A 22,722-nucleotide genomic window follows, 5' to 3' on the forward strand; every position below is an offset into this window, starting at 1 on the left:
AAAAATCTGATGCATGACTTTTAATTATGCGCGCCTGCGTGCGCCGTTAAGCACTGCAGTAAAATGGCAGTTCCCTCTTTTGGTGTTGTTAATGCTGATGATCTGTATGCTATCATACGCCCAGCAAAGAAAATCAATAGCGCTCCGGGATGTGACAATTTCTACCGCCTTCAAAAAAATTGAAAGCACCTACCAGGTAAAGTTCTTTTATGATGCCGCCACCTTGCCCATCCGGCATGTTACCCTGGCCATAAAAAACAGGAACATCCGCGAAGTGCTGGCAGAGCTGGAAAATGCTTCCGGCCTTCAATTCCGGGTAAGCGGTAACATGATCGGCGTAGTAAAGCCTTACAATCCAACCGGCGTTACAAAGGCCCTACCCATGATAAGAGGAAGGGTAACCGACCGTCAGGGACAGCCGCTTCCCGGCACTACCGTGCGGGACATTATTACCGGCAAAGGCACCGTAACAGATGCCAACGGCATGTTCGCGGTAACAGCTGAAGAAGGTCACCCGCTGCTAATCAGCAGCATCGGCTACCGCCAGAAAACGCAAGTAGTATCCGGGAAAGAAAATCATATTTCGATGGAGGAAGATGCTACCAGTCTTGGCGGCGTAGTAGTAATGGGCTATACCAATAAACAAGCGGCTGAACTAACCGGCGCTGTGCAAAAAGTTTCGGGCGACCAGTTGCGCAGCTCTGTTTCTTCTTCCAACATCCTCTCTATGCTGAAAGCCAAAACCACCGGCATGTACATCGTGGAACCCAGCGCCGATGCCGGCGCAAGGGGACAGGTATTGCTGCGCGGCGAATCTTCCCTCCCATCCGGTACCAGCGCTTACTTCGGACCGCTGATCGTAATTGACGGTGTGATTTCCAACTCACAGAACCTGCAGGATGTAGTAAATCCTGCTGATGTGGAAAGCGTTACTATCCTGAAAGATGCTGCGTCTACGGCCATCTATGGTTCACGCGCGGCACAGGGAGTCATTGTGGTAACCACCAAAAAAGCTGCCGCCAACAGCGGGGTGCATGTTACACTCGATACCCGTTACGGCGCTATTAAACAGAACCGCGCCATCCGCATGATGAACACCACAGAAAGTACTGCGCTGATGGATAAAGTAATGCAACGCAGATGGGAGGAAACACCTTCTCTTCAGCAACAATTTCCTACTGCAGCAGATTTTATTCAGCAAAGAAGGATTTATACAGATGAAGATAAATCCAAGAACTTCGACTGGGAAAAAGCCATGTTTGATGATGGTGATTTTTCTGATATCAGCCTGGGACTTAACAGTGGCAACGATAAAACAATGGTGTACGCAGGCGTAAACTGGTACAAGGAGAAAGGCATTAACATTGGTAATACCTTCGACCGCCGTAACCTCCGGCTGAACCTTGTCCAGAACTTCTCCAAAAAAGTTTCCGGCGGATTGAACACCAGTGCCATCATCGATAAAACCATTTCCCGCAACGGTGTGCCGGCACTTTATATGACTCAGCCTTTTGTAACGCCTTACAATGCGGATGGTACACTGGCCGACAGTATCCCGGTGAGGCAATCCAATAATTTTGGTGTTCCTTATACCACCTGGTCACAGAATTTTTTAGCCGAAAAGAAATTCGATAATACCGCGGTTATAAACAACCAGCACTTCACTGGTACCGCGTGGCTTAGCTATCGCGTATTGCCCTGGTTAAGTCTTAAAACCACCAATACTATCGATTATATCAATACCCACCGGAACTCATACCTGGATCCCCGTAGCTTCTCCGGGAAATATGGTGGTTATCCTTACCTGTTTGCTCCTGGCGCTGCTACTCCTAACGGAACGCTTACTATTGCAGATACCAGGTTCTTTAATTTTACCTCCACAAATACACTGAATGCCTCCAAACAGTTTGGACAGCACAGCCTGAATTTCCTGGCAGGAACAGAATGGGCAAGACGTAATAGTGAAACCAGCAGTACAGATATGTATAACCTGCTGCCGGGTGAAAGAAACATGGGCGCAGCGAAAAACTTCGGTAGCGCTATCAATGTGGCGTACAATTCCCCCTACCGGCCCTCCGGCGGGTATACAGAAAGAGCGAGCTTCTCTGCTTTTAGTGAATTAAATTATAACTACCTCGCTAAATATTATGCTGCAGCCTCCCTTCGTACTGATGCCTTTACCAACTTTGGCCGTAATAAAAGATACGGTACTTTTTATGCCGTAAGTGCCGGATGGCTGATCAACAAAGAAGCTTTCCTGGCAGATGTGAAAGCAATAGACCTGCTGAAGCTGAGAGTAGTGCACGGAACTTCCGGAAGGGATGTAGGCGATGGATACCTGAACCAAACCCTTTATGCTGCTGCCAGCAACTATACCTACGACAACGTTAATAGCATTGGCTCCGCCATCACACAACTGGAAAACCCGGATATCAGCTGGGAAACCACTGTTAACAATACCGCCGGGATAGACCTCAGTCTATGGAAACGCGTGGAACTCACGGCGGACCTCTACTCCAAGCTCAGTAAAAACCTGCTGCAACAGGTATTCGTAGGTTCTGCACAAGGATCTTTCCAACAGTATCAGAACGTGGGAGAAGTATTGAACAAAGGGCTGGAACTGATGCTGAACACCCGGAATATAGATGCCCGGAATTTCAGCTGGACCACCAACCTCAATGTGAGCTTTAATAAAAATACGATACAAAAATTATACAGCGATTCTCTTCTTGATAACTACAACCGAGCGTATTACCGTTATGAAGGAGAAGACCTGAACGTGATTAAAGCGATCCGCTATGCAGGGGTAAATCCCGACAACGGCGCTCCACTGTTTGAAAATTATGACGCATCCGGCAAGAAGCAGGTGGTGGAAGGCATTGGCGCCATGTCAGATATCCGCAATTACCAGACAGTGGGTTCTGCTACACCCAAATTCTTTGGAGGTTTTACCAACACTTTTACCTACAAACAATTTTCGCTGAGTGCAGAAATGTGGTTCCAGGCAGGCAACTATACTGCGATGAGCCTTATCAACAACTTCCAGGATCCTGGTGCGCCGTTTCTCGGCAGGAACAATGTCAACTGGCAATCCAGCCAGAAAGTATGGCAACAACCCGGTGATAAAAATGCTAACTACCCTGACGTGTACAGCAGCAAGATGAATACCTGGCGGGCATTCGACAGCCGCTCATCGCTGGTGTATGGTAACGCCAGCCATATCCGCATGCGCAACATCAGGATCGGATACGATCTTGCTCAGAAAACACTGGCAAAGATCCACGCACAGCGTGCAGGCGTATTCGTTAGCATGGACAATGTTTTTGTTATCAAACGTAAAGACTATGTAGGCGCAGATCCCGAAGGTGCCTCCATCGGCACGTCCACTTCCTATGGAGGAGTAGGTATCGGGAACGCAAATCCACGGCGCATTACTGCTGGTCTTAATGTTACATTCTAAACTACTGAAAAATGAAGCGTACAATAATAATAGCCGCCGTCAGCCTTATTTCATTAAGCGCCTGCAATAAACAACTGGATGAATTACGTCCGCATAACGTCATCAACGAAGATGCCCAGTTCAGTACTCCCGAAGGATTTTCCCAGGCAGCACTGGGTTTGTATCCGATGATCACCTCGGGTGTTGCCATGGAAAACAGCAGCTTTGGATATGGTGATGTTACGATGTTCCTTTCGGAAACACACGGCAACAATATCCGTTCACTCGATCTGGGGCCTAATCGTTACTCCGATGCGTTCGATTATACCAATTCGCCCGATAAAGACCACAGCTGGACTTACTACTTATGGAGAGGGAGTTACTTTACCATCCTGCACGCCAACAAGTTGCTGGATAATGTAACCAAAGAGGAACAACGTCCTGCCATTTTACAGGCGAAAGCAGAAGCGTTGTTTGTGAGGGCGTTTGTATACTTTAACCTGGTGCGTTTTTATGCAAAGCCTTATTACCAGGACGCAGCAGGATCGCCCGGTGTGATGCTTATTACCACGGCGGCCAACGGCACCGGCTATAAGCCCGCGCGTGCCAGTGTTAAAGCCGTGTACGAGCAGATAGTTTCAGATCTGGAAACAGCTATCCCCTTGTTTAACCAGGAAAAGTCCAACAGCTTCGCCGGTAAAATGAGCGCCGCTGCTTTGTTGTCACGCGTGTACCTTTATATGGGCGGCACGTTCCAACAACCCGACGCCACTTTTAACCAGCAGGCAGTGAGTTATGCTGACCAGGTGATTAACAGTAACAAGTACACCCTGCTCACCGGCAACGACTACCGGGCCTACTACAACAGCAGCAATGCCGCCAATAAGGAAGATATTTTTGCGGGCAATACGGATTATGGCAGCACCTCTATCAGTCAACAGTACGCCTATCCTCCGCAGATCAATTATACCGGCGGTTACTATCGTCCTTCCCCCGATTTGCTGACGAGGATCAGCACAACAGATCTGCGCACATCGCACTATAAAGTAAACGTAACTCCCGGCTTTCCAAACGACAGCATTGCCACGGCCAAGTACATGTACCTGTACTCAGCCATCTATAGTAAATCGCCGTTCCGGTACATCCGCCTCGCGGAAGTATACCTGAACCGCGCAGAAGCCAACGCCAAGCTCGGCAAAAAAGATCTTGCACTGGCCGATCTGAATATCATCCGTAACCGCGCAGGGCTCGCCTCCGTAGATCTTTCCGGGCAGGCACTGTTGGATGAAATCCTCCTGCAACGGCGCCTGGAACTCGCCTTTGAAGGGCATATCGGTTTTGATTTTTTCAGGAATGGATTACCGATGGTACGCAACTATGCTTCTGCCAGCAGCGGCGCCATGACGATTGCCGCCACGAGCCCGAAGATATTACTGCGCATTCCGCAGGAAGAAATTATCCTCAATCCTAATCTTACACAAAACGAACAATAGCATTATGAAAAAAATAATTTTCGTACTATCGTTACCGTTAGCATTCAGTCAGCTGGTAACCGCACAACAGAAATTCAGTATAACCGGTACCGTTACCGGCAATGCGCCCGCGAAATACTACCTGCAGTATAGCAATGGCACGAAATACATTACCGATAGCGCTGAAGTTAAAAATGGCAGGTTCGGCTTTGCGGGTACCTTATCGCAGCCCACGCCCGGCGTGTTTTCTGCAGCGCTGATCAACAACATGACCGGCAACAAAAAAGAGCAGGCCTACCTGTTCCTGGAACCCGCCGCCATGACGATCACTATCACAAACGGTGACCTCAGTACCACCGTTCTGAAAGGCTCTGTAAGTAATGACGAAAATGTACAACTGGAGAAAGAAAGAGAAATCGCTACTGTAAAATACCAGCCATTACTGGAAGCATTACGGAATGAAAAAGATCACGACAAAGCCGGGGCTATCCGCGAGCAACTGGCGCCTTACTTTGAAACAAACAACCAGTTGTCCAGGAAATTTATCCGGGAACATCCTAATTCTTTCCTGAGTATTTATCTCATGCGTTTCCAGGTAGGCAGCATGACATTGGATTCTGCCAAATATTATTACAACGGCTTAAGCGCCGCTTTAAAACAAAGTAAAAATGGTGTGGAGATAGCCCAGGAGATTAAAAAAATTGAACAAGGTTCGCCGGGCAGCGTTGCGTTTAATTTCAGTAAAGCAGATATCAATGGCCAGCCACTCAGTTTATCCGATTTCAAAGGGAAATATGTATTGGTGGATTTCTGGGCCAGCTGGTGCGTACCGTGCCGCGCGGGTAATCCTCATCTGCTGGAACTATACAAACAATACAAGGATAAAGGTTTTGAAGTGATCAGTGTGTCCGACGACGACCGCAATCATGACGCCTGGAAAAAAGCGGTAGAAAAAGATGGTATTGGTGTATGGAAACACGTACTGCGCGGACTGGACATGAATAAACGCCTGAAGAATGAACCTAACCCGGATGATATCAGTGAACACTTCGGCATTCATTCTTTGCCTACCCAGATATTAATTGATCCGAAAGGGATAATTATAGCCCGCTATGGCGGCGGCGGAGAAGAACATGAGGCATTAGACGTTAAGTTGAAAGAAGTATTTAACCACTAACATTCACCATAAAAAAGCAGTGGAGATGAATGATCATCTCCACTGCTTTTTTTATTATTTCTTCAGCGCTTTTCCATATACTTCCAATGCGCGCCGGCGTGCTTCTTCATGCGACACGATCGGTTTAGCATATTCAAATCCTTCAAATTCCGGCACCCACTTACGGATATATTTTAAATCTTTATCAAACTTCTGCATTTGCAGCGTGGGATTAAATACCCTGAAATAAGGCGCAGCATCACATCCCGAACCAGCTGCCCATTGCCAGCCACCATTATTTGCAGCGAGATCATAGTCTAACAGTTTAGCTGCAAAATAAGCTTCCCCCCAACGCCAGTCGATCAGTAAATGCTTGGTTAAAAAACTCGCGGTGATCATGCGAACACGGTTGTGCATGAACCCGGTAGTATTCAGTTCCCGCATACCGGCATCTACTATCGGGTAACCGGTTTGGCCTTTACACCATTTCTCAAACTCCGCTTCATTATTACGCCATACTATCTTATCATATTCTTTCTTAAAAGAATTTCCTACTACATGCGGAAAATGCCAGAGGATCATCTGGTAAAACTCCCGCCAGATCAATTCCTTTGCAAAAGTGGCATTGAGCTGCATGGCCTGCTGCATTAATACGCGAATGCTTACTGTACCAAAACGCAGATGGACACCTAATTTGGAGGTACCATTCACAGAAGGGAAATCACGGGTTTCATCGTAGTGTTTAATCAGTGCTTCTTTCAGGTCTTTTGCAGGAAAATGTTTTTCACCCGCTGTAAATCCCATCTCTTTTAAGGAGGGAATTTTTACAGGGGATTGTTTAAAAAGATGCTGATAATATTTTTTACAGGGATAAGATTTCAGATGAAAAAAGGTGAGGGTGTCGTGCCATTTTCTGCTGTAAGGCGTAAATATCGTATATGGTTCACCGTTATCTTTCAGTACTTCTCCTTTTTCAAGAATCACCTGATCTTTGTAGTTGTGAAAAGAAACACCCTGTTCGCTGAGCTGCTTTGCTATGGCAGCATCCCTGTTTCTTGCATAGGGTTCATAATCATGATTTGTGTATACGTTGGCAATGTTGTATTTGGCGGTCCAGTGCGCAAAAGCAGCCTGCGGAGTACCATAAAAAATGTCCATTGAGGAACCCAGCTGTTGCAGTTGCTCCTGCATATCCTCCAGTACTTCGTGAATAAAGGTGAGCCTGCGATCGTGTTTATCTTCCAGGTCATTGAGAATGTGGGTATCAAAAACAAATACCGGTACTACCGGGTTTCCGGCACGTAATGCATAATAGAAAGCGGCCTGGTCGTCCAGCCGCAGATCACGGCGAAACCAGCATAAACTGATTTTTTGTTCCATGTTAACGGTGATTTTTACAGCATGCTTTCATGTAATACTTCGTGCAAAATAGCGGCGGTGGCGTTACCATAGCTGCTGTCGCGGAAGAGGCCCACCCAACGGATACCATAGATGGCGTTGGTTAAAAATATTTCATCCGCATTTTCGAGGTCTTCTATATTGAGTGGTTTTTCTTCTATTTTGAATGGCAGTTCTGTTTTCAGCAGGAACTTGCGCATTACGCCGCACACACCGCCTTCAGACAGCGGTGGCGTATAAAGTACTTTATCCCGCACAATAAATACATTGGCGATGGTGCTGTCGGCAACCCTTCCATATGGATTAAGTAATATCGCCTCGTTCAGCCGGTGCTGCTTGGCATACATGGCAGCCATCACATAGGGCAGGCAATTATTTGATTTAATAGCGGATAATTTATCACAGCTCTTTTTTACATCGGGGAAGACGTCAGTTACGAGTCCGTTCTCATTTAATTCCAATACTGTTCTGCTTAATTCCCAGCATTGGATAATGTAGTTTGGTAAGTTATTGATGGGATCGTATAAGCCGCCATCGGAGCGGAAGATAGCCAGCCGTACGCGGGCCATCTGGGATATATCATTTTTATTGCAGAGTTCCAGTATCTGCTTAACAAAATATGCTTTGGTAAAATGTGTGGGGATATCAAAATGCAGCAGGTGTAAACTGGCGAGCATCCGTTCAAAGTGCAGGTCAGCCAGCAACACTTGTCCCTGGTATACTTTCAGGGTTTCAAAGAAGCCATCCCCGTATCTGAAAGATCGATTATCTGCCGTAAAAATCGGGTCGGCTGCAGGAATATATTTACCGTTATAACAGAGAAATCCAACTTGCACCTCGAACTATTTTAGCAGTTTGAAAGGTACCAATTATTTAGGTATTTTTAAGTTTAGAGATTTAGACATTTTGTTTCAGTGAAGTATGTATTCCAAAAACAAAACATCTAAATCCCTATACAGGTTACGTATTATTTACGGAGTTGCAATCCTCCGAAATGCAGACATACAAAGCCATCCGGCTGATGAGAAGATCCTATGCTTCAGCTAAATTTTCATCTCCGGGATATCTCCTTCAATGATCAGCTTACCGGCTGTTTTAGAGCGGATTTCCTCTACGGTAACACCGGGTGCACGTTCCAGGAGCTTAAACCCATCGGACGTTACATCCAGCACCGCCAGCTCTGTAACAATTTTCTTTACACAGTTGACACCGGTAAGCGGTAATGTACATGCTGGTAGCAGTTTGCTTTCTCCTTTTGGATTGGTATGCATCATGGCTACAATGATGTTCCTGGCAGAAGCCACCAGGTCCATAGCGCCACCCATGCCTTTCACCATTTTACCCGGTATTTTCCAGTTGGCAATATCGCCGGTATCGGATACTTCCATTGCACCCAATACGGTAAGATCTACCTTACCGGCGCGGATCATACCAAAGCTTTCTGCGGAATCAAAGAAGCTGCCACCGGGCAGCAGGGTAACTGTTTCCTTTCCTGCATTGATCAGGTCTGCGTCAACGTCATCAGCGGCAGGATACGGTCCCATACCAAGGATCCCGTTTTCAGACTGCAGCATAATAGAAACTCCGGCAGGTATATAGTTGGATACCAGCGTAGGAATACCAATACCCAGGTTTACATACATACCATCCTGCAGTTCCTGTGCAATTCTTTTTGCGATACCATATTTATCGAGCGGCATAAAATATCAGATTTGAAGCGTGGAGAATTGGATGAACTACATCTTAACGGTTCTGCGTTCGATCCGTTTTTCATAGTTGCCGCCTTTGAAAATGCGGCGTACGTAGATACCCGGCACATGTACCTGGTCTGGTTCCAGCTCTCCGGGTTGCACCAGTTCCTCCACTTCGGCAATAGTGATTTGTCCTGCCCTGGCCATGGATGTGCTGAAATTCCTGGTGGTTTTACGGAATACGAGGTTACCCAACGTATCTCCTTTCCAGGCTTTTACAATAGCGTAATCGGCGTGCAGCGCCAGTTCCATCAGGTGAGGCTTGCCATCGAATACCCGAACTTCTTTTCCTTCAGCGATCTCGGTTCCGTAGCCGGCAGGCGTGAAAAAAGCAGGAATTCCCATGCCTGCCATCTGGATACGCGTAGCCAGTGTTCCCTGTGGAATGAGATCTACTTCCAGCTCTCCGGCCAGCAGTTGTCTTTCAAATTCTGCATTTTCACCAACATAGGAAGACATCATTTTCCTGATCTGCCTGGTTTTCAGCAGCAGGCCAAGACCAAAATCATCTACTCCCGCGTTATTGGAAATACAGGTCAGATCCTTCACTCCTTTTTTTACCAGGGCGGTAATACAATTCTCCGGAATTCCACACAAACCAAACCCTCCCAGCATCAGTACCGCTCCATCCCGGATATCTTGTATGGCTTCATCGGCATTTGCTACTACTTTGTTCATGTTTTGGTGTTTTATAGATTAGGGCTGCCGCTTGATAAAAGGCCGGGTTGTATCCGCCTTCGGCAGCAATAGTACGCTGTCTGCATAGGGGAAAATACTTTTCATACGAAACCGGAGCGGTGCATTTTCATCGATTGGATTGGGCAACCGTTGTTTCCTGGAAGCAATATCTGTTTGTACCATCTGGAAAACTTCCTTCAGCCTGTTGGGATGACTTTCGTAATACCGGTAGCTCTCCATAAATTCCTTCACGCTTACTTTATGCAGGTCCAGTATCTGTTTGTAATAGACCTTTACTTTCTCCTGCCGGAGGGAATCGAAATTGGGCGTATAAGTAACCTGCATTTGTTGCTCATTGCTGTAGGCATCTGCAATAGACATATCTACCAGGATACCTGCCATATGTTCCTTTGAAATATATTTACCCGGCACCTGGTCGCTGTTGGCACAGGCAACCAGGAATACCACTAACAAAGCCAGGGAGGCGTATTTCATCATCATGTTCATCATAGCGTTACTTCATCTGTTGATACTTCTGTGCATTGGGCACATCCATCTGGGAGAGCAATTCCGCTGCACGGCTTTTCTCCTGTGGTGTGGCACGGGAGAATATTTTTAATAGCTCCTCTCCTTTGGAAAGGAAGAAGGTTTGCATCAGCATGGAATTGGGGATATCCTGGTGGATGGAATAGAGCATATTCAGGCAGTTCAGAATGGCTGCACGGCCTTTTATCACATCATCATACATCAGGTCCAACCCCTGCCGGTGATACTGGTACATTACATCATGGAACCGGAGGAACTTTGCGTTCAGTAGGTTATCCTGTAACCAGTAACGGTTGCGGTTTCCTTCGAAAGCTTTCCATCCGGAAATCTCCTTTCCATCCGGTGCATTATTTACAATATTAAGCGCTTTCTTAAAATATACATCTCCGCCTTTGGGGGAGAAGGAATCATAATCGAGCCCGAGGATGATATTAACATAATAGGCCAGGATAGCGGTTAAGTTGGAGGCCAGCGGATCATTTCCCACCACCCTGGTATCGCTGAACTCCAGCTGCTGGAATTCCACGTACCGGAACACCACATTGGGATCCTGGATATTCAGCAAACTCGTTACATAGCTGGCGTTATATACCGGCCTGGTGGCCTGTATGGTCAGGGTAGCCTTGTAACTGTCGTTCCCTGAAGTACCGGTGATGTTAAGCAAAAAATTACATTCTATCCGTTCAGCCGGTGTAAAGGCATCGTTTGCCCAATGCCGGTTATTGAGGAAATCCCGGACGGAATTCTGCAGGGTAGTAAATATTTTTTTGTCTACGCCCTGTATCTGTTGGGCAACTACAGACACATTGGCCCTTATTTCCTGGGCTTTAACGGCCGGGTAGCAGCATAGTAAAAAGACGCCTGCAAGCAGCAGGAACAACGGGAAACGATTATGCATGTTGCAATTCGATTATAGCGGAAACAATATCCTGGGCCACGGCCTGTTTGGATTTGAGGGGGAAACTGCGTTCATTCCCGTTTTTGTCAAACAGGGTTACTTTATTGGTATCATAATTAAAGCCTGCACCTCTATCTGCCAGTGAATTCATCACGATCAGGTCCAGGTTTTTATCACGCAGTTTTTTCAGAGCATATTCTTTTTCGTTGTTTGTTTCCAGGGAGAATCCTATGAGCAATTGCCCCGGGCTTTTATTATCGCCCAGCGAGCGTAGTATATCGGGTGTTTTTTCAAGATCGATATGAAGCTGGGCTTCCCCTTTTTTAATCTTTTTGTCGGCCACATTTGCCGGGCGGTAGTCTGCTACGGCGGCGGCGGCCACTACTATTCCGGCGCCGGAATAGCGGGCTGTTACGGCATCAAACATTTCCTGGGCGGTTTGCACATGGGTAATGGTGATACCGGGGTGGGTTGTTTTCTGGGAGGTGGGACCCAGTACCAGCTGTACATCAGCGCCGGCATCTGCCAGGGCTTCCGCAATGGCAATTCCCATTTTGCCGCTGGAGTGGTTGCTGATGTAGCGAACCGGGTCAATATGTTCGATGGTAGGGCCGGCTGTAACAATAGCAGTGGTACCGTTCAGGGCTTTTTTTCCGTTTTTCTGTTGAAAATGCTGTTGCAGGAAAGTCAGAATCTGTTCTGGTTCTGCCATGCGGCCTTCTCCAAAGAGTCCGCTGGCCAGTTCCCCGGATTCCACGGGAATCTGCTGGTGACCGAAAGAAATGAGCTTTTCCACATTGCTGCGGGTAGCCGGGTGATGCCACATGTCTTCATCCATTGCGGGGGCGAAGAGTACGGGGCAGGTTGCCGAAAGGTATACCGCCAGCAGGAGGTTGTCGCACAGGCCCAGGGCCATTTTGGCGAGGGTATTGGCAGAAGCGGGTGCGATGAGCATAATATCTGCCCAGCGGCCCAGCATCACATGATTATTCCAGCTGTTGTGGTCGCTGATATTCAGGGGAACCTCGTTTTTAGAGAGGGTGGCCAGGGTGAGGGGGGTAATAAAGCCGGCGGCGGCGGTGGTCATGACCACTTTTACTTCGGCTCCTTCCTTTACCAGCAGGCGTATGAGGGTAGCGGACTTGTAGGCGGCGATGCTGCCGCTCACTCCGAGCAGGATTTTTTTTCCTTGTAGCATTTTGATAGCGTCCATGGACATATATAAAAACAAAAGCGGCAGAAATCATTCTGCCGCCATGAAATTAATATTTTTATTTTTCGCAATCACGCACCTCACAAAATAATGTGTGGCGGATTAGCTAAACAAATCGTCGTCGTTCTTGCGGAAATAAATTTTGCTGTCCAGGAACTCCTGAGTAGCCTGGATGGCCGGATTTGCCAGTCTTTCATAAAAACGGGAAATCTCAATCTGCTCCTTGTTCTCGTGCACTTCTTCGAGGTTGTCAGTATGACTGGCAAACTCTTCCAGTTTGGAATGGAGCTCCTCTTTCACGGAAATATTGATCTGATTGGCGCGTTTGGCTATTACGGCAATAGACTCATATAAATTACCAGTTCTGTTCTTAATGTCGGTAGTATTTTTGGTTTCTACCCAGGGATTAAGGCTACTGGTTAGACTTCGCTTTAATTTGCTCATTATCCAGTGTTTTTATGTTGTTTTGTGCTAAGGTATAAAATTTTTCGGCATCTGGCTTTAATTTGCTGTTCGGGTAGTGATCCGCGAAGTCCAGGTATTCGTCGAGAACCGTTGCGTAGCGCTCTTTTTGTCTCTCCGGAATACTGTTTTTAGCATAATTATAGTAAGATCTGATGGCCATTACTTTGTAACTGTCGCTTTTATCAGAGTCGGGGTAGTTGCGCATCAGGTTTTTGAAGGCAATACCGGCGGCTTTGAAGAAGCCCAGGTTATAATATAGCTCTGCGCTGGAGAATTCTTTCTTTTCCAGCTTTCGTCTGCACAACTCGATTACCAGGTTGGCTTCCGACACTTTATCTGCGGTAGGGTAGTTATTAATGAAGGTTTGCATGGCAGCAATGGCCTTCATGGTATTGGTTTGATCCAGTGATACCTTTGGCGACTGCTTATAGTAGCAATAAGCCTGCATATAATCTATTTCCACCGCTCTCGGGCTGTTTGGGAACAGGTCCAGGTAGTTTTTAAACTGGAAGGCTGCCTGAACGTAGTCCTTAACGTAGTAAGAGCAATATGCGAAATTGTAATACATGGGCTCAAACTTCTCAGTTCCCTTGTACACCTGAACCAGGTCAGTGTAGAGTGTTATTGCCGTATTGTATTTTTTCTTCTGGAACAGCTGATTGGCGTAATCCAACTTCTTTTCAAAGTTGTTACTTTTTTCTATTCTCCGTAACTGGTTGTTACAGGAGGTAGTTACGACAACCGCAAGAACACTGATGTACAATAAAAATTTCCGCATAAAAGAGTGGCAAAATTAAGAATTAAATGTAAATGTAAGGCAGAGAGATTTTGATTGCTGTTAAAATTTTGCAAAAGAGGGAATTAAATCGCCGAAAGACAGGTTTTCCACCACCGCCGGGGTTGCTGACATTTTTCCCACCCCGATGTGGAAAAATTGATTTCAGGTAACGGATGTACCTGAAAAAAGGGCTCAGATTATAAAAAAAATCCACTCATAACGATTTCTGCACCCCATTTTCCCACCCGCTATGCTATTCGGGAATGTCTTATCCCATGGGGCATCTGCAAGATATAAACACATAATTCACACTTATAAACACGTTATCCACACGTATTATTGTTTAATGCACCGTAAGGGTGCATAAATGAGGGTAAAATGGCTCTGATGCGGGCGCTTGCATCTGTGGAAAAAATTTATAAAGTATTTTTTCGTTAAAAAGTGGGAAAAAGTGTTATTTTGTGTTAGAAAAAGGATTTTCAAGGACTTTGCCCCCATGGTATGACAGGATTTCTCGGTGAATATGAATCGACGCTGGACGCAAAAGGACGCTTTCTGTTACCTGCCGGGTTTAAAAAGCAGTTGACAGACGGGGCCGGAGGACAGTTTGTGATTAACCGTGGGTTTGAAAAATGCTTGTCCCTGTATCCCATGAACGAATGGCAGCCTATTTTCGAACGTATCAGCAAGTTGAATGACTTTGATCCAAAAGTAAGGGAATTCAGGCGGTACTTCTTAAACGGGGCCACCATTCTGGAGTTAGACAGTGCAGGAAGACTGCTGGTACCGAAAAACCTGCTGTCGTACGCCAATCTGGAAAAAGATATCGTGCTGGCAGCAGCATCCAATAAAATTGAGATCTGGGATAAAGGTAAATACCAGGAGTTCTTTGAAAATTTCTCACCAGGGGCGTTCAGTGATCTGGCACAACAGGTAATGGGAGGAGGAGATAATAACATATCAATTTAAAGAGGGGAGCATATGGGCGAACAACAATATCATTTACCCGTTCTGCTGCAGGAAACGACGGAGCTGTTACAGATAAATCCCGATGGGATCTATGTAGACGCTACGTTTGGAGGCGGAGGACACTCAAGAGCCATACTGGAGAAACTGGGTGAAAAAGGACGGCTGATAGTATTTGATCAGGATGAAGATGCTTACCGAAACAGGATTATAGACGAACGTGTCACTTTTGTACAACAAAATTTCCGTCATCTGCAACGCTTTCTGAAGTTACATAAAGCAGACCAGGTAGACGGCCTGCTGGCGGATCTGGGCGTTTCATCGCACCAGTTCAATACAGCAGAAAGAGGATTCAGTATTCGCTTTGATGGCGACCTGGATATGCGGATGGATACCAGAACGGAATTTACTGCCGCTCAGTTGCTGGCAACATGGGGAGAAGCAAGGTTACAACTGATTTTCCAGGAATACGGAGAAGTAACCAATGCAAAAACCCTCGCCCAAACAATTGTAAAGCAGCGCAAAACACACCCCATGCGCACCATCGCAGAATTTAAATCTGTGATTCAGCCCATTGTAAAAGGCAATCCGCAAAAATACCTGGCGCAGGTTTTCCAGGCATTGCGTATAGCCGTTAATGATGAACTGGGCGCACTGAAAGATTTACTGGAACAGGCTACCAATGTGCTGAAACCCGGAGGAAGACTCGCCGTCATCACCTTCCATTCGCTGGAAGACAGGATGGTGAAAAATTTTATGAAGACCGGAAGTTTTGAAGAAGCACAGGAAGACCCGTTTGCAAAAGAAACACCCCCTAAATTGTTCAAATTAATCACAAAAAAACCGGTTACCGCCAGTGATGCAGAATTGAAGCTTAATGGAAGATCCAGAAGTGCAAAACTGCGGGTAGCCGAAAAACAAGCGTGACAAGGTTGTAAACTGCCTGTCACATCCTACCCTATCCTATACACACCCGTTTTGAATTTGCGTTCAGATTAATATTGTCAATTTTTAAAAAGACATAGCGCGTGGGAGACGACTTAGATACAATCCAGGAAAATCCGGCTGAAGAAAGTACCCTTCCCCCGGAGCAACGTAAAGAATGGCGTTTGCGCATCAACTACAAAGCGTTGGTGCAAAACATGCCGTTTATCGGTTTCCTTTCCCTCCTGGCTTTAGTATATATCGCCAACAGTCACCTCGCTGAAAAAAAAATCCGGCGCATTAACAAACTAGGCAAAGAAATTAAAGAGCTGAAGTGGGAGTATATCAATGTGAAAAGTGAGCTCATGTTTCGAAGCAAAATGAGTGAAGTCAGTAAGTCAGTAGAGCCGCTGGGCCTTAAACAACTCAGCTCCCCTCCGCAAAAGATTGTGCTGAAAAAGGATACAGAAAAATGAATTTAATATTGATGCCTGACGCTGCCCGCCTGACCCATCACTCAGGTCGGGGATGCTGGTAAATCAAATCAATGGCAAGCATCTCAATTATAAATGCAGCCAGTGTCAGGTATCTTCTTATAAGTTATCAGCCTTTAGCCGTCAGCTATCTGCCCCAGGGTAAATAACTGACAGCTAAAGGCTAAAGGCTAAAATGCTAATACAACATCGTGGATGTAAAAAAGGACATATTGTGGAGAGTGTATCTGTGCCTCATCGGCATGGCGCTGTTCAGCGTCGCCATCCTGGTGAAAGTGTTCTATATCCAGAACGTGCAGGGCAACTACTGGCGTAGTATGGCCGATAGCCTGCACACCGGCTACGTGGCACTGGACGCAGAAAGAGGCACTATTTACTCGGAGGAAGGCAGGATGCTGTCGACCTCCATCCCTTATTTCGACATCCGGATAGATTTTGCAGCAGATGGCCTTCGGGATAAGAACGGACTGGTGTTCAAGGAAAACCTTGACTCCTTATCCTACCGCCTGTCCCAGATATTCACTGACCGCAGCAAAGCCGCCTGGAAGCAGCAGCTGCAGGAAGGATATAAATCAAAGGACCGTTACTTTTTACTTAAAAGAGACGTACCCTTTAATCAATACCAGGAATTACGCAGCTTCCCGATGTTTCGCCTCGGCAAAAACAAAGGCGGCATGATCGCTGAATCCAAAAGTAAGCGCATCAATCCCTTTAAACTGCTCGCCAACAGGACCATCGGGCTGGCCCGCGAAAATTCACAAAGCGTAGGACTTGAAAGAACCTACAACGAATACCTGAAGGGCGTTACCGGTAAAAGACTGATGCGCCGCATCGCAGGAGGTACTTATGTACCCGTAGACGGTTACGATATTGAACCTGAAAACGGGCGTGATATAGTTACCACTATCGATGTAAACATGCAGGACATCGTGGAAACAGCCCTCATGAATATGATGGTGCAGAATGAAGCCGAACACGGCACCTGCATTCTCATGGAAGTGAAAACAGGCAAAATAAAAGCAATAGCCAACCTCGGCAAACAACCCGACGGCAACGGCTACTGGGAAGATATGAACTACGCACTGCAGGTAGGGGAACCCGGTTCCACTTTTAAACTGGCTACCGTTATCGCAGTGCTGGAAGATAAATACGCCACCATGAACTCTATGGTAAACATGGATGGTGGCCGCTGGCAGGTAGGACGCAGAACCGTATTCGATTCTGAACCTCACCCGGGCCCGCAAAATGTAACGATCAAACACGCATTTGAACTCAGCTCAAATGTGGGTATGGCAAAACTGGCCTACCAGTTCTATAACCGGCAACCTAACAAATTCGTCGGCCATCTGAAAAGATTAAGGCTCGACCAGTTTTCCGGTATAGACCTGATAGGCGAAGGAAGACCGGTTATTAAAACCACCGCTTCCAAAACATGGAGCGCCACATCCCTGCCCTGGATGGCATTCGGATATGAAGTGCTTATCAGCCCGCTGCAAACGTGCATGCTGTACAATGCAGTGGCTAACAACGGTAAAATGATGAAACCCTACCTCGTCAACTCCATACAGGAGTATGGCCAGGTAGTAAAACAGTTTGAGCCTACTGTATTGCTGGACAGCATCTGCACGCAAAGCACGCTGAAACAGTTACAGGCCATGCTGGAAGGTGTGCCCATTGATGGTACTGCAAAAAAACTGCGCAGCCAGTTTTACACCTTCGCAGGTAAAACAGGTACCGCACTCGTGGCAAACGGCAACCGCGGGTATGCAGATAAAATTTACCAATCGTCATTCGCCGGTTATTTCCCGGCAAATGATCCGCAGTACACCTGCGTGGTGGTGATAAAAAATAAACCGCATGCATTGCACTTTTACGGTGCAGGCGTTGCGGGTCCCGTGTTTAGAGAAGTGGCAGATAAATTATATGCCATCGCGGTAGAAAGACAAAAACCCATGCAGGCCACCATGCAACTGGATACCCTGCTGTCACTGAAAAATGGCAAAGGCAGTGAATGGAAACAAATCCTGGGTAAACTGCAGCTGCCCATCGGCAACGCCCCTGCTAATAACAGCTGGGTAAGCGCCAAGGTAACAGACCGCAAAATTGCCTTCCAGCAGGTAGCACAAACAAAAGGCGCAGTGCCCGATGTTACCGGAATGGGCCTCAAAGATGCCCTGTATCTGCTCGAAAATGCCGGGTTACGGGTAGTAATAAAAGGCGCCGGTAAAGTGAAAATGCAATCACTCCCCGGCGGAACTAAAATAGGAAACGAACAAACAATCGTAATAGAACTGAGCTAGATGAAGACGCTGCAAGACATATTGTATAATGTAAGCATCCTGGCAGTGCATGGTAATACAGATATTGCCATTCACGCACTCGCCATCGATTCCAGATCCATCGGGTCCGGAGATGCTTTTATTGCAGTGAAAGGCGTACACACAGACGGACACGTGTACATTGAAAAAGCAATTGCGTTGGGCGCCGCAGCAGTGATCTGTGAAACATTACCCGAACAACTGACAGAAAATGTTTGCTATGTACAGGTAAACAACAGCGCTGTCAGCAGCGGTATCATGGCAGGTAACTTCTATGATAACCCTTCTCATAAAATACAACTGGTAGGCGTTACCGGTACCAACGGAAAAACAACCATCGCTACCCTGCTGTTCCGTTTGTTCACCAAACTGGGATATCACTGCGGACTATTATCCACCGTGCAAAATCAGATAGGCGATACCGTTATACCCGCCACACATACCACGCCTGATCCCATTAACCTGAATGCCCTGCTGGCACAAATGGTGGATGACGGCTGCCTGTATGTGTTTATGGAAGTAAGCTCCCATGCTATTCACCAGCAACGTATTGCCGGGCTAAAATTCGCGGGAGGCATCTTCAGTAATATCACCCACGACCACCTCGATTATCATAAAACTTTTGATGAATATATCCGGGTAAAGAAATCATTCTTTGACAACCTGCCCTCCTCCGCTTTTGCACTCACTAACCTGGACGACAAAAGAGGAATGGTAATGCTGCAGAATACGAAAGCTAAAAAAGCAACGTACAGCCTGCGCACACTGGCAGATTTTAAAGGAAAGATCCTGGAAAATAATCTCACAGGACTGGTAATGCTGACAGGAGATACAGAAGTGCATTTCCGCCTGATCGGTGAATTCAACGCCTATAACCTGCTGGCCGTTTACGGCGCCGCAGTGCTGTTGGGCATCGATAAAGCCAAAACATTACAGGCCCTCAGCGACACCTCCGGTGCAGAAGGCAGATTTGATTATATCATTTCCGATAAAGAACAGATCATCGCTATAGTTGATTACGCACACACGCCGGACGCACTGAAAAATGTGCTGGCTACCATCAAAAACCTGCGCAAAGGCAATGAACAGGTGATCACAGTAGTAGGCTGCGGCGGCGATAGGGATACCACCAAACGCCCTGTGATGGGAGATGTAGCCGTGGAAAACAGCGATCGCGTTATCCTTACCTCTGATAATCCCCGCTCGGAAGATCCGGCGGAAATTATCCGGGAAATGGAAGCAGGCGTTCCTGTTCACCTGAAAAAGAAAGTCATTTCCATTACCGACAGAAAAGAAGCCATTAAAACGGCGCTGTCGCTCGCCAACCGGGAAGACATCATTCTGGTGGCAGGTAAAGGACATGAAAAGTACCAGGAAATAAAAGGCGTTAAACATCACTTCGATGATAAAGAAGTGCTGCTGGAGCTGATGAAAACCCTGGAGAAATAGACTAAAACTAAAGATAGATACTTAATAATCCAATGACTTAAAAGCCTGTACTCCCCGGACAGCGGAGAACAGGTTACGACTAAAACATATGTTATATTATTTTTTAAATTACCTGAAAACAGAATTTAAGATCAGCGTCATCGGCGGTGGTATGTTTCAGTATATCACTTTCCGTGTAACGATGGCATTACTGCTGTCGCTGGTTATTTCTTTGCTGTTCGGTAAAAGGATTATTAAATTTCTACAGAAAAAACAAATCGGCGAAACGATCCGTGAACTGGGCCTCCAGGGAGAAAACACCAAAAAAGGAACCCCTACGATGGGCGGACTCATCATCTTATCTGCCATCGTAATTCCCACTTTACTTTTTGCACAACTGGCAAATGTATATATCTGGCTGATCCTGTTATCTACCGTATGGTTAGGAATGATCGGGTTTGTAGATGATTATATCAAAGTATTTAAAAAGAATAAAGAAGGACTGGCAGGACGTTTCAAGATCATGGGACAGGTGGGACTTGGTTTGATTGTGGGCTGTACACTTTATTTTAATACAGATGTGGTGGTATCCCGTGAGGTAATAGGCGCAAAAACACTGGCGCCTTATGAAAGACAGGTGACTAATCACCCGGAGCGTGTAACCCGCGACGGACACCGTTTTGTGGACGTTAAAACGCCGATTACCACGATTCCGTTTGTAAAAAATCATGAGTTCAACTACTCCAAACTGATCTCCTGGATTCCCGGCGCAGAAAAGTACACATTCGTACTCTATATCCTGGTGGTCATCTTTATTATTACGGCCGTATCCAACGGCGCTAATCTTACTGATGGTTTAGATGGACTGGCAACAGGCGTTTCGGGCATCATCGGGATAGGACTGGGCATCTTTGCCTATGTATCCGGTAACATCCAGTTTGCGGAATACCTGAACATTATGTACATCCCGAACCTCGGGGAGCTGTCAATTTTCATTGCAGCCTTTGTGGGCGGATGTATCGGATTCCTCTGGTACAATGCTTATCCGGCGCAGGTTTTCATGGGCGACACCGGTAGTCTGGCGTTGGGTGGCATCATTGCTTCACTGGCCATTATAGTAAGGAAAGAATTACTGATACCTATCTTCTGTGGTGTATTCCTGGTGGAACTACTGTCGGTGATGTTACAGGTATCCTACTTCAAATACACTAAAAAGAAATATGGAGAAGGCAGGCGTATTCTGAAAATGTCGCCGTTGCATCACCATTATCAGAAGATCGGTTACCACGAAAGTAAAATATCAGTGCGCTTCTGGATTATTACCATCATGTGTGTGGTAGTAGCTATTGCAACACTGAAAATGAGATAAAACAACACTAAAACAAGAAGATAAAACGAATGGAATATAAACTCGTCATATTAGGAGCAGGAGAAAGTGGAATAGGTGCGGCTTTGCTGGGAAAACAGCAAGGGTATGATGTATTTGTATCTGATGGAGGAACAATAAAAGATAATTATAAACAGGAACTGGCGGTAAACCAGATCTCTTTTGAAGAAGGACATCATTCCTGGGATATTATACTGGATGCAAACGAAATCGTTAAAAGTCCCGGTATTCCTGAGAAATCGGAATTGATGAAAAAGGTGCGTGAAAAAGGCATACCCGTGATTTCTGAAATAGAGCTGGCCTACCGTTTCTCGACAGGTAAAAAGATCATTGCCATCACCGGCAGCAACGGCAAAAGTACCACTACGGCCCTCACCTATCACATCTTTAAAAACGCAGGTTTGGATGTGGCGATGGTAGGCAATATTGGCGTGAGCTATGCCAGGCAGGTGGCAACCGCACCAGCGGAGTATTATGTGATTGAAATCAGCAGCTTTCAGCTGGATGACATTAAGGACTTCAAACCCAATGTGGCCATCCTGTTGAACATTACGCCTGATCACCTGGATCGCTACGACTATAGCATGGAAAATTACGTAGCCTCCAAGTTCAGAATTGCCATGAACCAGACAGCTGAAGACTACTTCATCTACTGCATGGATGATCCTGAGATCATGCGACATTTAGCGCAGCAACCCATTTATTCAGCATCAATACCTTTTACCATCATGAAACCACTGAAAGAAGGCGGCTCTATTGCCAACGACCAGTTGCACATAGATGTCAACGGAGAACCGGTTATCATGTCAATGTATGACCTGTCATTAAAGGGAAAACACAATCTGTACAATTCAATGGCAGCAGCAATTGCAGGCAGGACCATGGATATAAGAAATGAGAAGATCCGCGAAAGCCTTGCGTCGTTCGAGAGCCTCGAACACCGCATGGAATATGTGACATCGGTTAGAGGCGTGGATTTTATTAACGACAGCAAAGCGACCAATGTAAACTCCGTTTGGTTTGCACTGGAAAGTTTTGACAAGCCCATTGTGCTGATCATGGGCGGCGTGGACAAAGGCAACGACTATGATGCCATCCGCGACCTCGTGAAAGAAAAGGTAAAAGCAATTATTTGTATGGGTGTGGACAACACCCCCATCTTTACTGCGTTATCAAAAGACACACCGGTGATGATCAACACTACCAGTATGCACGACGCAGTACAGGAAGCATTTAAACAGGCCGCAAAAGGAGACATCGTTTTATTGTCGCCCGCCTGCGCCAGCTTCGACCTCTTTAAAAATTATGAAGATCGTGGCAGGAAATTTAAAGAAGAAGTAAAAGCATTGTAACAGGTGTTGATAAACAGAATAAAGGGTTACATCTTAAAAAATAAATGAAAGCAAAACGC

At 46.3% G+C, this 22,722-nt stretch carries 19 protein-coding genes; 10 read left to right on the forward strand and 9 right to left on the reverse strand.

All coding sequences use genetic code 11. The features are described from left to right. The first annotated feature begins 13 nt into the window (after positions 1-13). The 3 genes from QFZ48_RS06605 to QFZ48_RS06615 are packed head-to-tail and all read left to right on the forward strand — an operon-like array spanning position 14 to position 6,088. Positions 14-3,460 carry a SusC/RagA family TonB-linked outer membrane protein gene (locus QFZ48_RS06605; RefSeq protein ID WP_429061676.1) on the forward strand — a complete coding sequence of 1,149 codons (3,447 nt, stop codon included), beginning with the start codon at positions 14-16 and terminating at the stop codon, positions 3,458-3,460. Positions 3,461-3,471: 11 nt separating this feature from the next. Next, on the forward strand, positions 3,472-4,932 hold the full coding sequence (locus tag QFZ48_RS06610) for a RagB/SusD family nutrient uptake outer membrane protein (protein ID WP_429044795.1): 1,461 nt from the start codon (positions 3,472-3,474) through the stop codon (positions 4,930-4,932). A 4-nt stretch (positions 4,933-4,936) separates the two neighbouring features. Then, a complete protein-coding gene (locus QFZ48_RS06615) occupies positions 4,937-6,088 on the forward strand; it encodes a TlpA disulfide reductase family protein (protein ID WP_429061677.1) in 1,152 nt (383 codons plus the stop codon). 54 nt (positions 6,089-6,142) lie between these two features. Here QFZ48_RS06615 and QFZ48_RS06620 read toward each other — a convergent pair whose 3' ends face one another. From QFZ48_RS06620 to QFZ48_RS06660, 9 genes are all read right to left on the reverse strand, one after another. Continuing rightward, positions 6,143-7,447, reverse strand: a complete 1,305-nt coding sequence (locus QFZ48_RS06620) for a cryptochrome/photolyase family protein (protein ID WP_429061679.1) — start codon at positions 7,445-7,447, stop codon at positions 6,143-6,145. A 14-nt stretch (positions 7,448-7,461) separates the two neighbouring features. Continuing rightward, a complete protein-coding gene (locus QFZ48_RS06625) occupies positions 7,462-8,301 on the reverse strand; it encodes an aminotransferase class IV (RefSeq protein ID WP_429061681.1) in 840 nt (279 codons plus the stop codon). A 207-nt stretch (positions 8,302-8,508) separates the two neighbouring features. Further along, positions 8,509-9,165 (reverse strand): 3-oxoacid CoA-transferase subunit B, encoded by a 657-nt coding sequence (locus tag QFZ48_RS06630; RefSeq protein ID WP_429044787.1) that lies wholly within the window; start codon positions 9,163-9,165, stop codon positions 8,509-8,511. 36 nt (positions 9,166-9,201) lie between these two features. Beyond that, on the reverse strand, positions 9,202-9,894 hold the full coding sequence (locus tag QFZ48_RS06635) for a CoA transferase subunit A (protein ID WP_429044785.1): 693 nt from the start codon (positions 9,892-9,894) through the stop codon (positions 9,202-9,204). Between the two features lie 18 nt (positions 9,895-9,912). Next, entirely contained in the window at positions 9,913-10,404 is a 492-nt protein-coding gene (locus QFZ48_RS06640; RefSeq protein ID WP_429061683.1) for a DUF4296 domain-containing protein, read from the reverse strand. Positions 10,405-10,408: 4 nt separating this feature from the next. Then, positions 10,409-11,338, reverse strand: coding sequence for a DUF4835 family protein (locus tag QFZ48_RS06645; protein ID WP_429061685.1), 930 nt, complete (start codon positions 11,336-11,338; stop codon positions 10,409-10,411). After that, the gene (gene coaBC, locus QFZ48_RS06650) at positions 11,331-12,551 is read right to left on the reverse strand and encodes a bifunctional phosphopantothenoylcysteine decarboxylase/phosphopantothenate--cysteine ligase CoaBC (RefSeq protein WP_429044783.1); all 1,221 of its coding nucleotides are present in this window, start codon (positions 12,549-12,551) and stop codon (positions 11,331-11,333) included. The genes QFZ48_RS06645 and coaBC overlap by 8 nt, the downstream gene beginning before the upstream one ends. A 102-nt stretch (positions 12,552-12,653) precedes the next feature. After that, on the reverse strand, positions 12,654-12,995 hold the full coding sequence (locus tag QFZ48_RS06655; protein ID WP_079469388.1) for a DNA-directed RNA polymerase subunit omega: 342 nt from the start codon (positions 12,993-12,995) through the stop codon (positions 12,654-12,656). Then, positions 12,964-13,794, reverse strand: coding sequence for an outer membrane protein assembly factor BamD (locus QFZ48_RS06660; protein ID WP_370909310.1), 831 nt, complete (start codon positions 13,792-13,794; stop codon positions 12,964-12,966). Before QFZ48_RS06660 ends, QFZ48_RS06655 begins: the two co-directional genes overlap by 32 nt. A gap of 501 nt (positions 13,795-14,295) precedes the next feature. On the opposite strand from QFZ48_RS06660, the gene mraZ reads away from it, so the two are divergent. The 7 genes from mraZ to murD all read left to right on the forward strand — a co-directional run bounded on the left by mraZ (position 14,296) and on the right by murD (position 22,663). Next, on the forward strand, positions 14,296-14,763 hold the full coding sequence (gene mraZ, locus QFZ48_RS06665) for a division/cell wall cluster transcriptional repressor MraZ (RefSeq protein ID WP_079469390.1): 468 nt from the start codon (positions 14,296-14,298) through the stop codon (positions 14,761-14,763). Between the two features lie 12 nt (positions 14,764-14,775). Next, positions 14,776-15,687 carry a 16S rRNA (cytosine(1402)-N(4))-methyltransferase RsmH gene (gene rsmH / locus QFZ48_RS06670; RefSeq protein ID WP_429061687.1) on the forward strand — a complete coding sequence of 304 codons (912 nt, stop codon included), beginning with the start codon at positions 14,776-14,778 and terminating at the stop codon, positions 15,685-15,687. A 101-nt stretch (positions 15,688-15,788) separates the two neighbouring features. After that, the gene (locus QFZ48_RS06675; protein WP_429044777.1) at positions 15,789-16,160 is read left to right on the forward strand and encodes an FtsL-like putative cell division protein; all 372 of its coding nucleotides are present in this window, start codon (positions 15,789-15,791) and stop codon (positions 16,158-16,160) included. A gap of 239 nt (positions 16,161-16,399) precedes the next feature. Continuing rightward, on the forward strand, positions 16,400-18,478 hold the full coding sequence (locus tag QFZ48_RS06680; protein WP_429065477.1) for a penicillin-binding protein: 2,079 nt from the start codon (positions 16,400-16,402) through the stop codon (positions 18,476-18,478). Continuing rightward, positions 18,479-19,945 carry a UDP-N-acetylmuramoyl-L-alanyl-D-glutamate--2,6-diaminopimelate ligase gene (locus QFZ48_RS06685; RefSeq protein WP_429044774.1) on the forward strand — a complete coding sequence of 489 codons (1,467 nt, stop codon included), beginning with the start codon at positions 18,479-18,481 and terminating at the stop codon, positions 19,943-19,945. Between the two features lie 88 nt (positions 19,946-20,033). Next, entirely contained in the window at positions 20,034-21,293 is a 1,260-nt protein-coding gene (gene mraY, locus QFZ48_RS06690; RefSeq protein ID WP_370909305.1) for a phospho-N-acetylmuramoyl-pentapeptide-transferase, read from the forward strand. A 29-nt stretch (positions 21,294-21,322) separates the two neighbouring features. Beyond that, on the forward strand, positions 21,323-22,663 hold the full coding sequence (gene murD, locus QFZ48_RS06695) for a UDP-N-acetylmuramoyl-L-alanine--D-glutamate ligase (RefSeq protein ID WP_429044772.1): 1,341 nt from the start codon (positions 21,323-21,325) through the stop codon (positions 22,661-22,663). Positions 22,664-22,722: the final 59 nt, after the last annotated feature.

Source organism: Chitinophaga sp. W2I13 (assembly GCF_050434005.1).
Lineage (GTDB): Bacteria > Bacteroidota > Bacteroidia > Chitinophagales > Chitinophagaceae > Chitinophaga.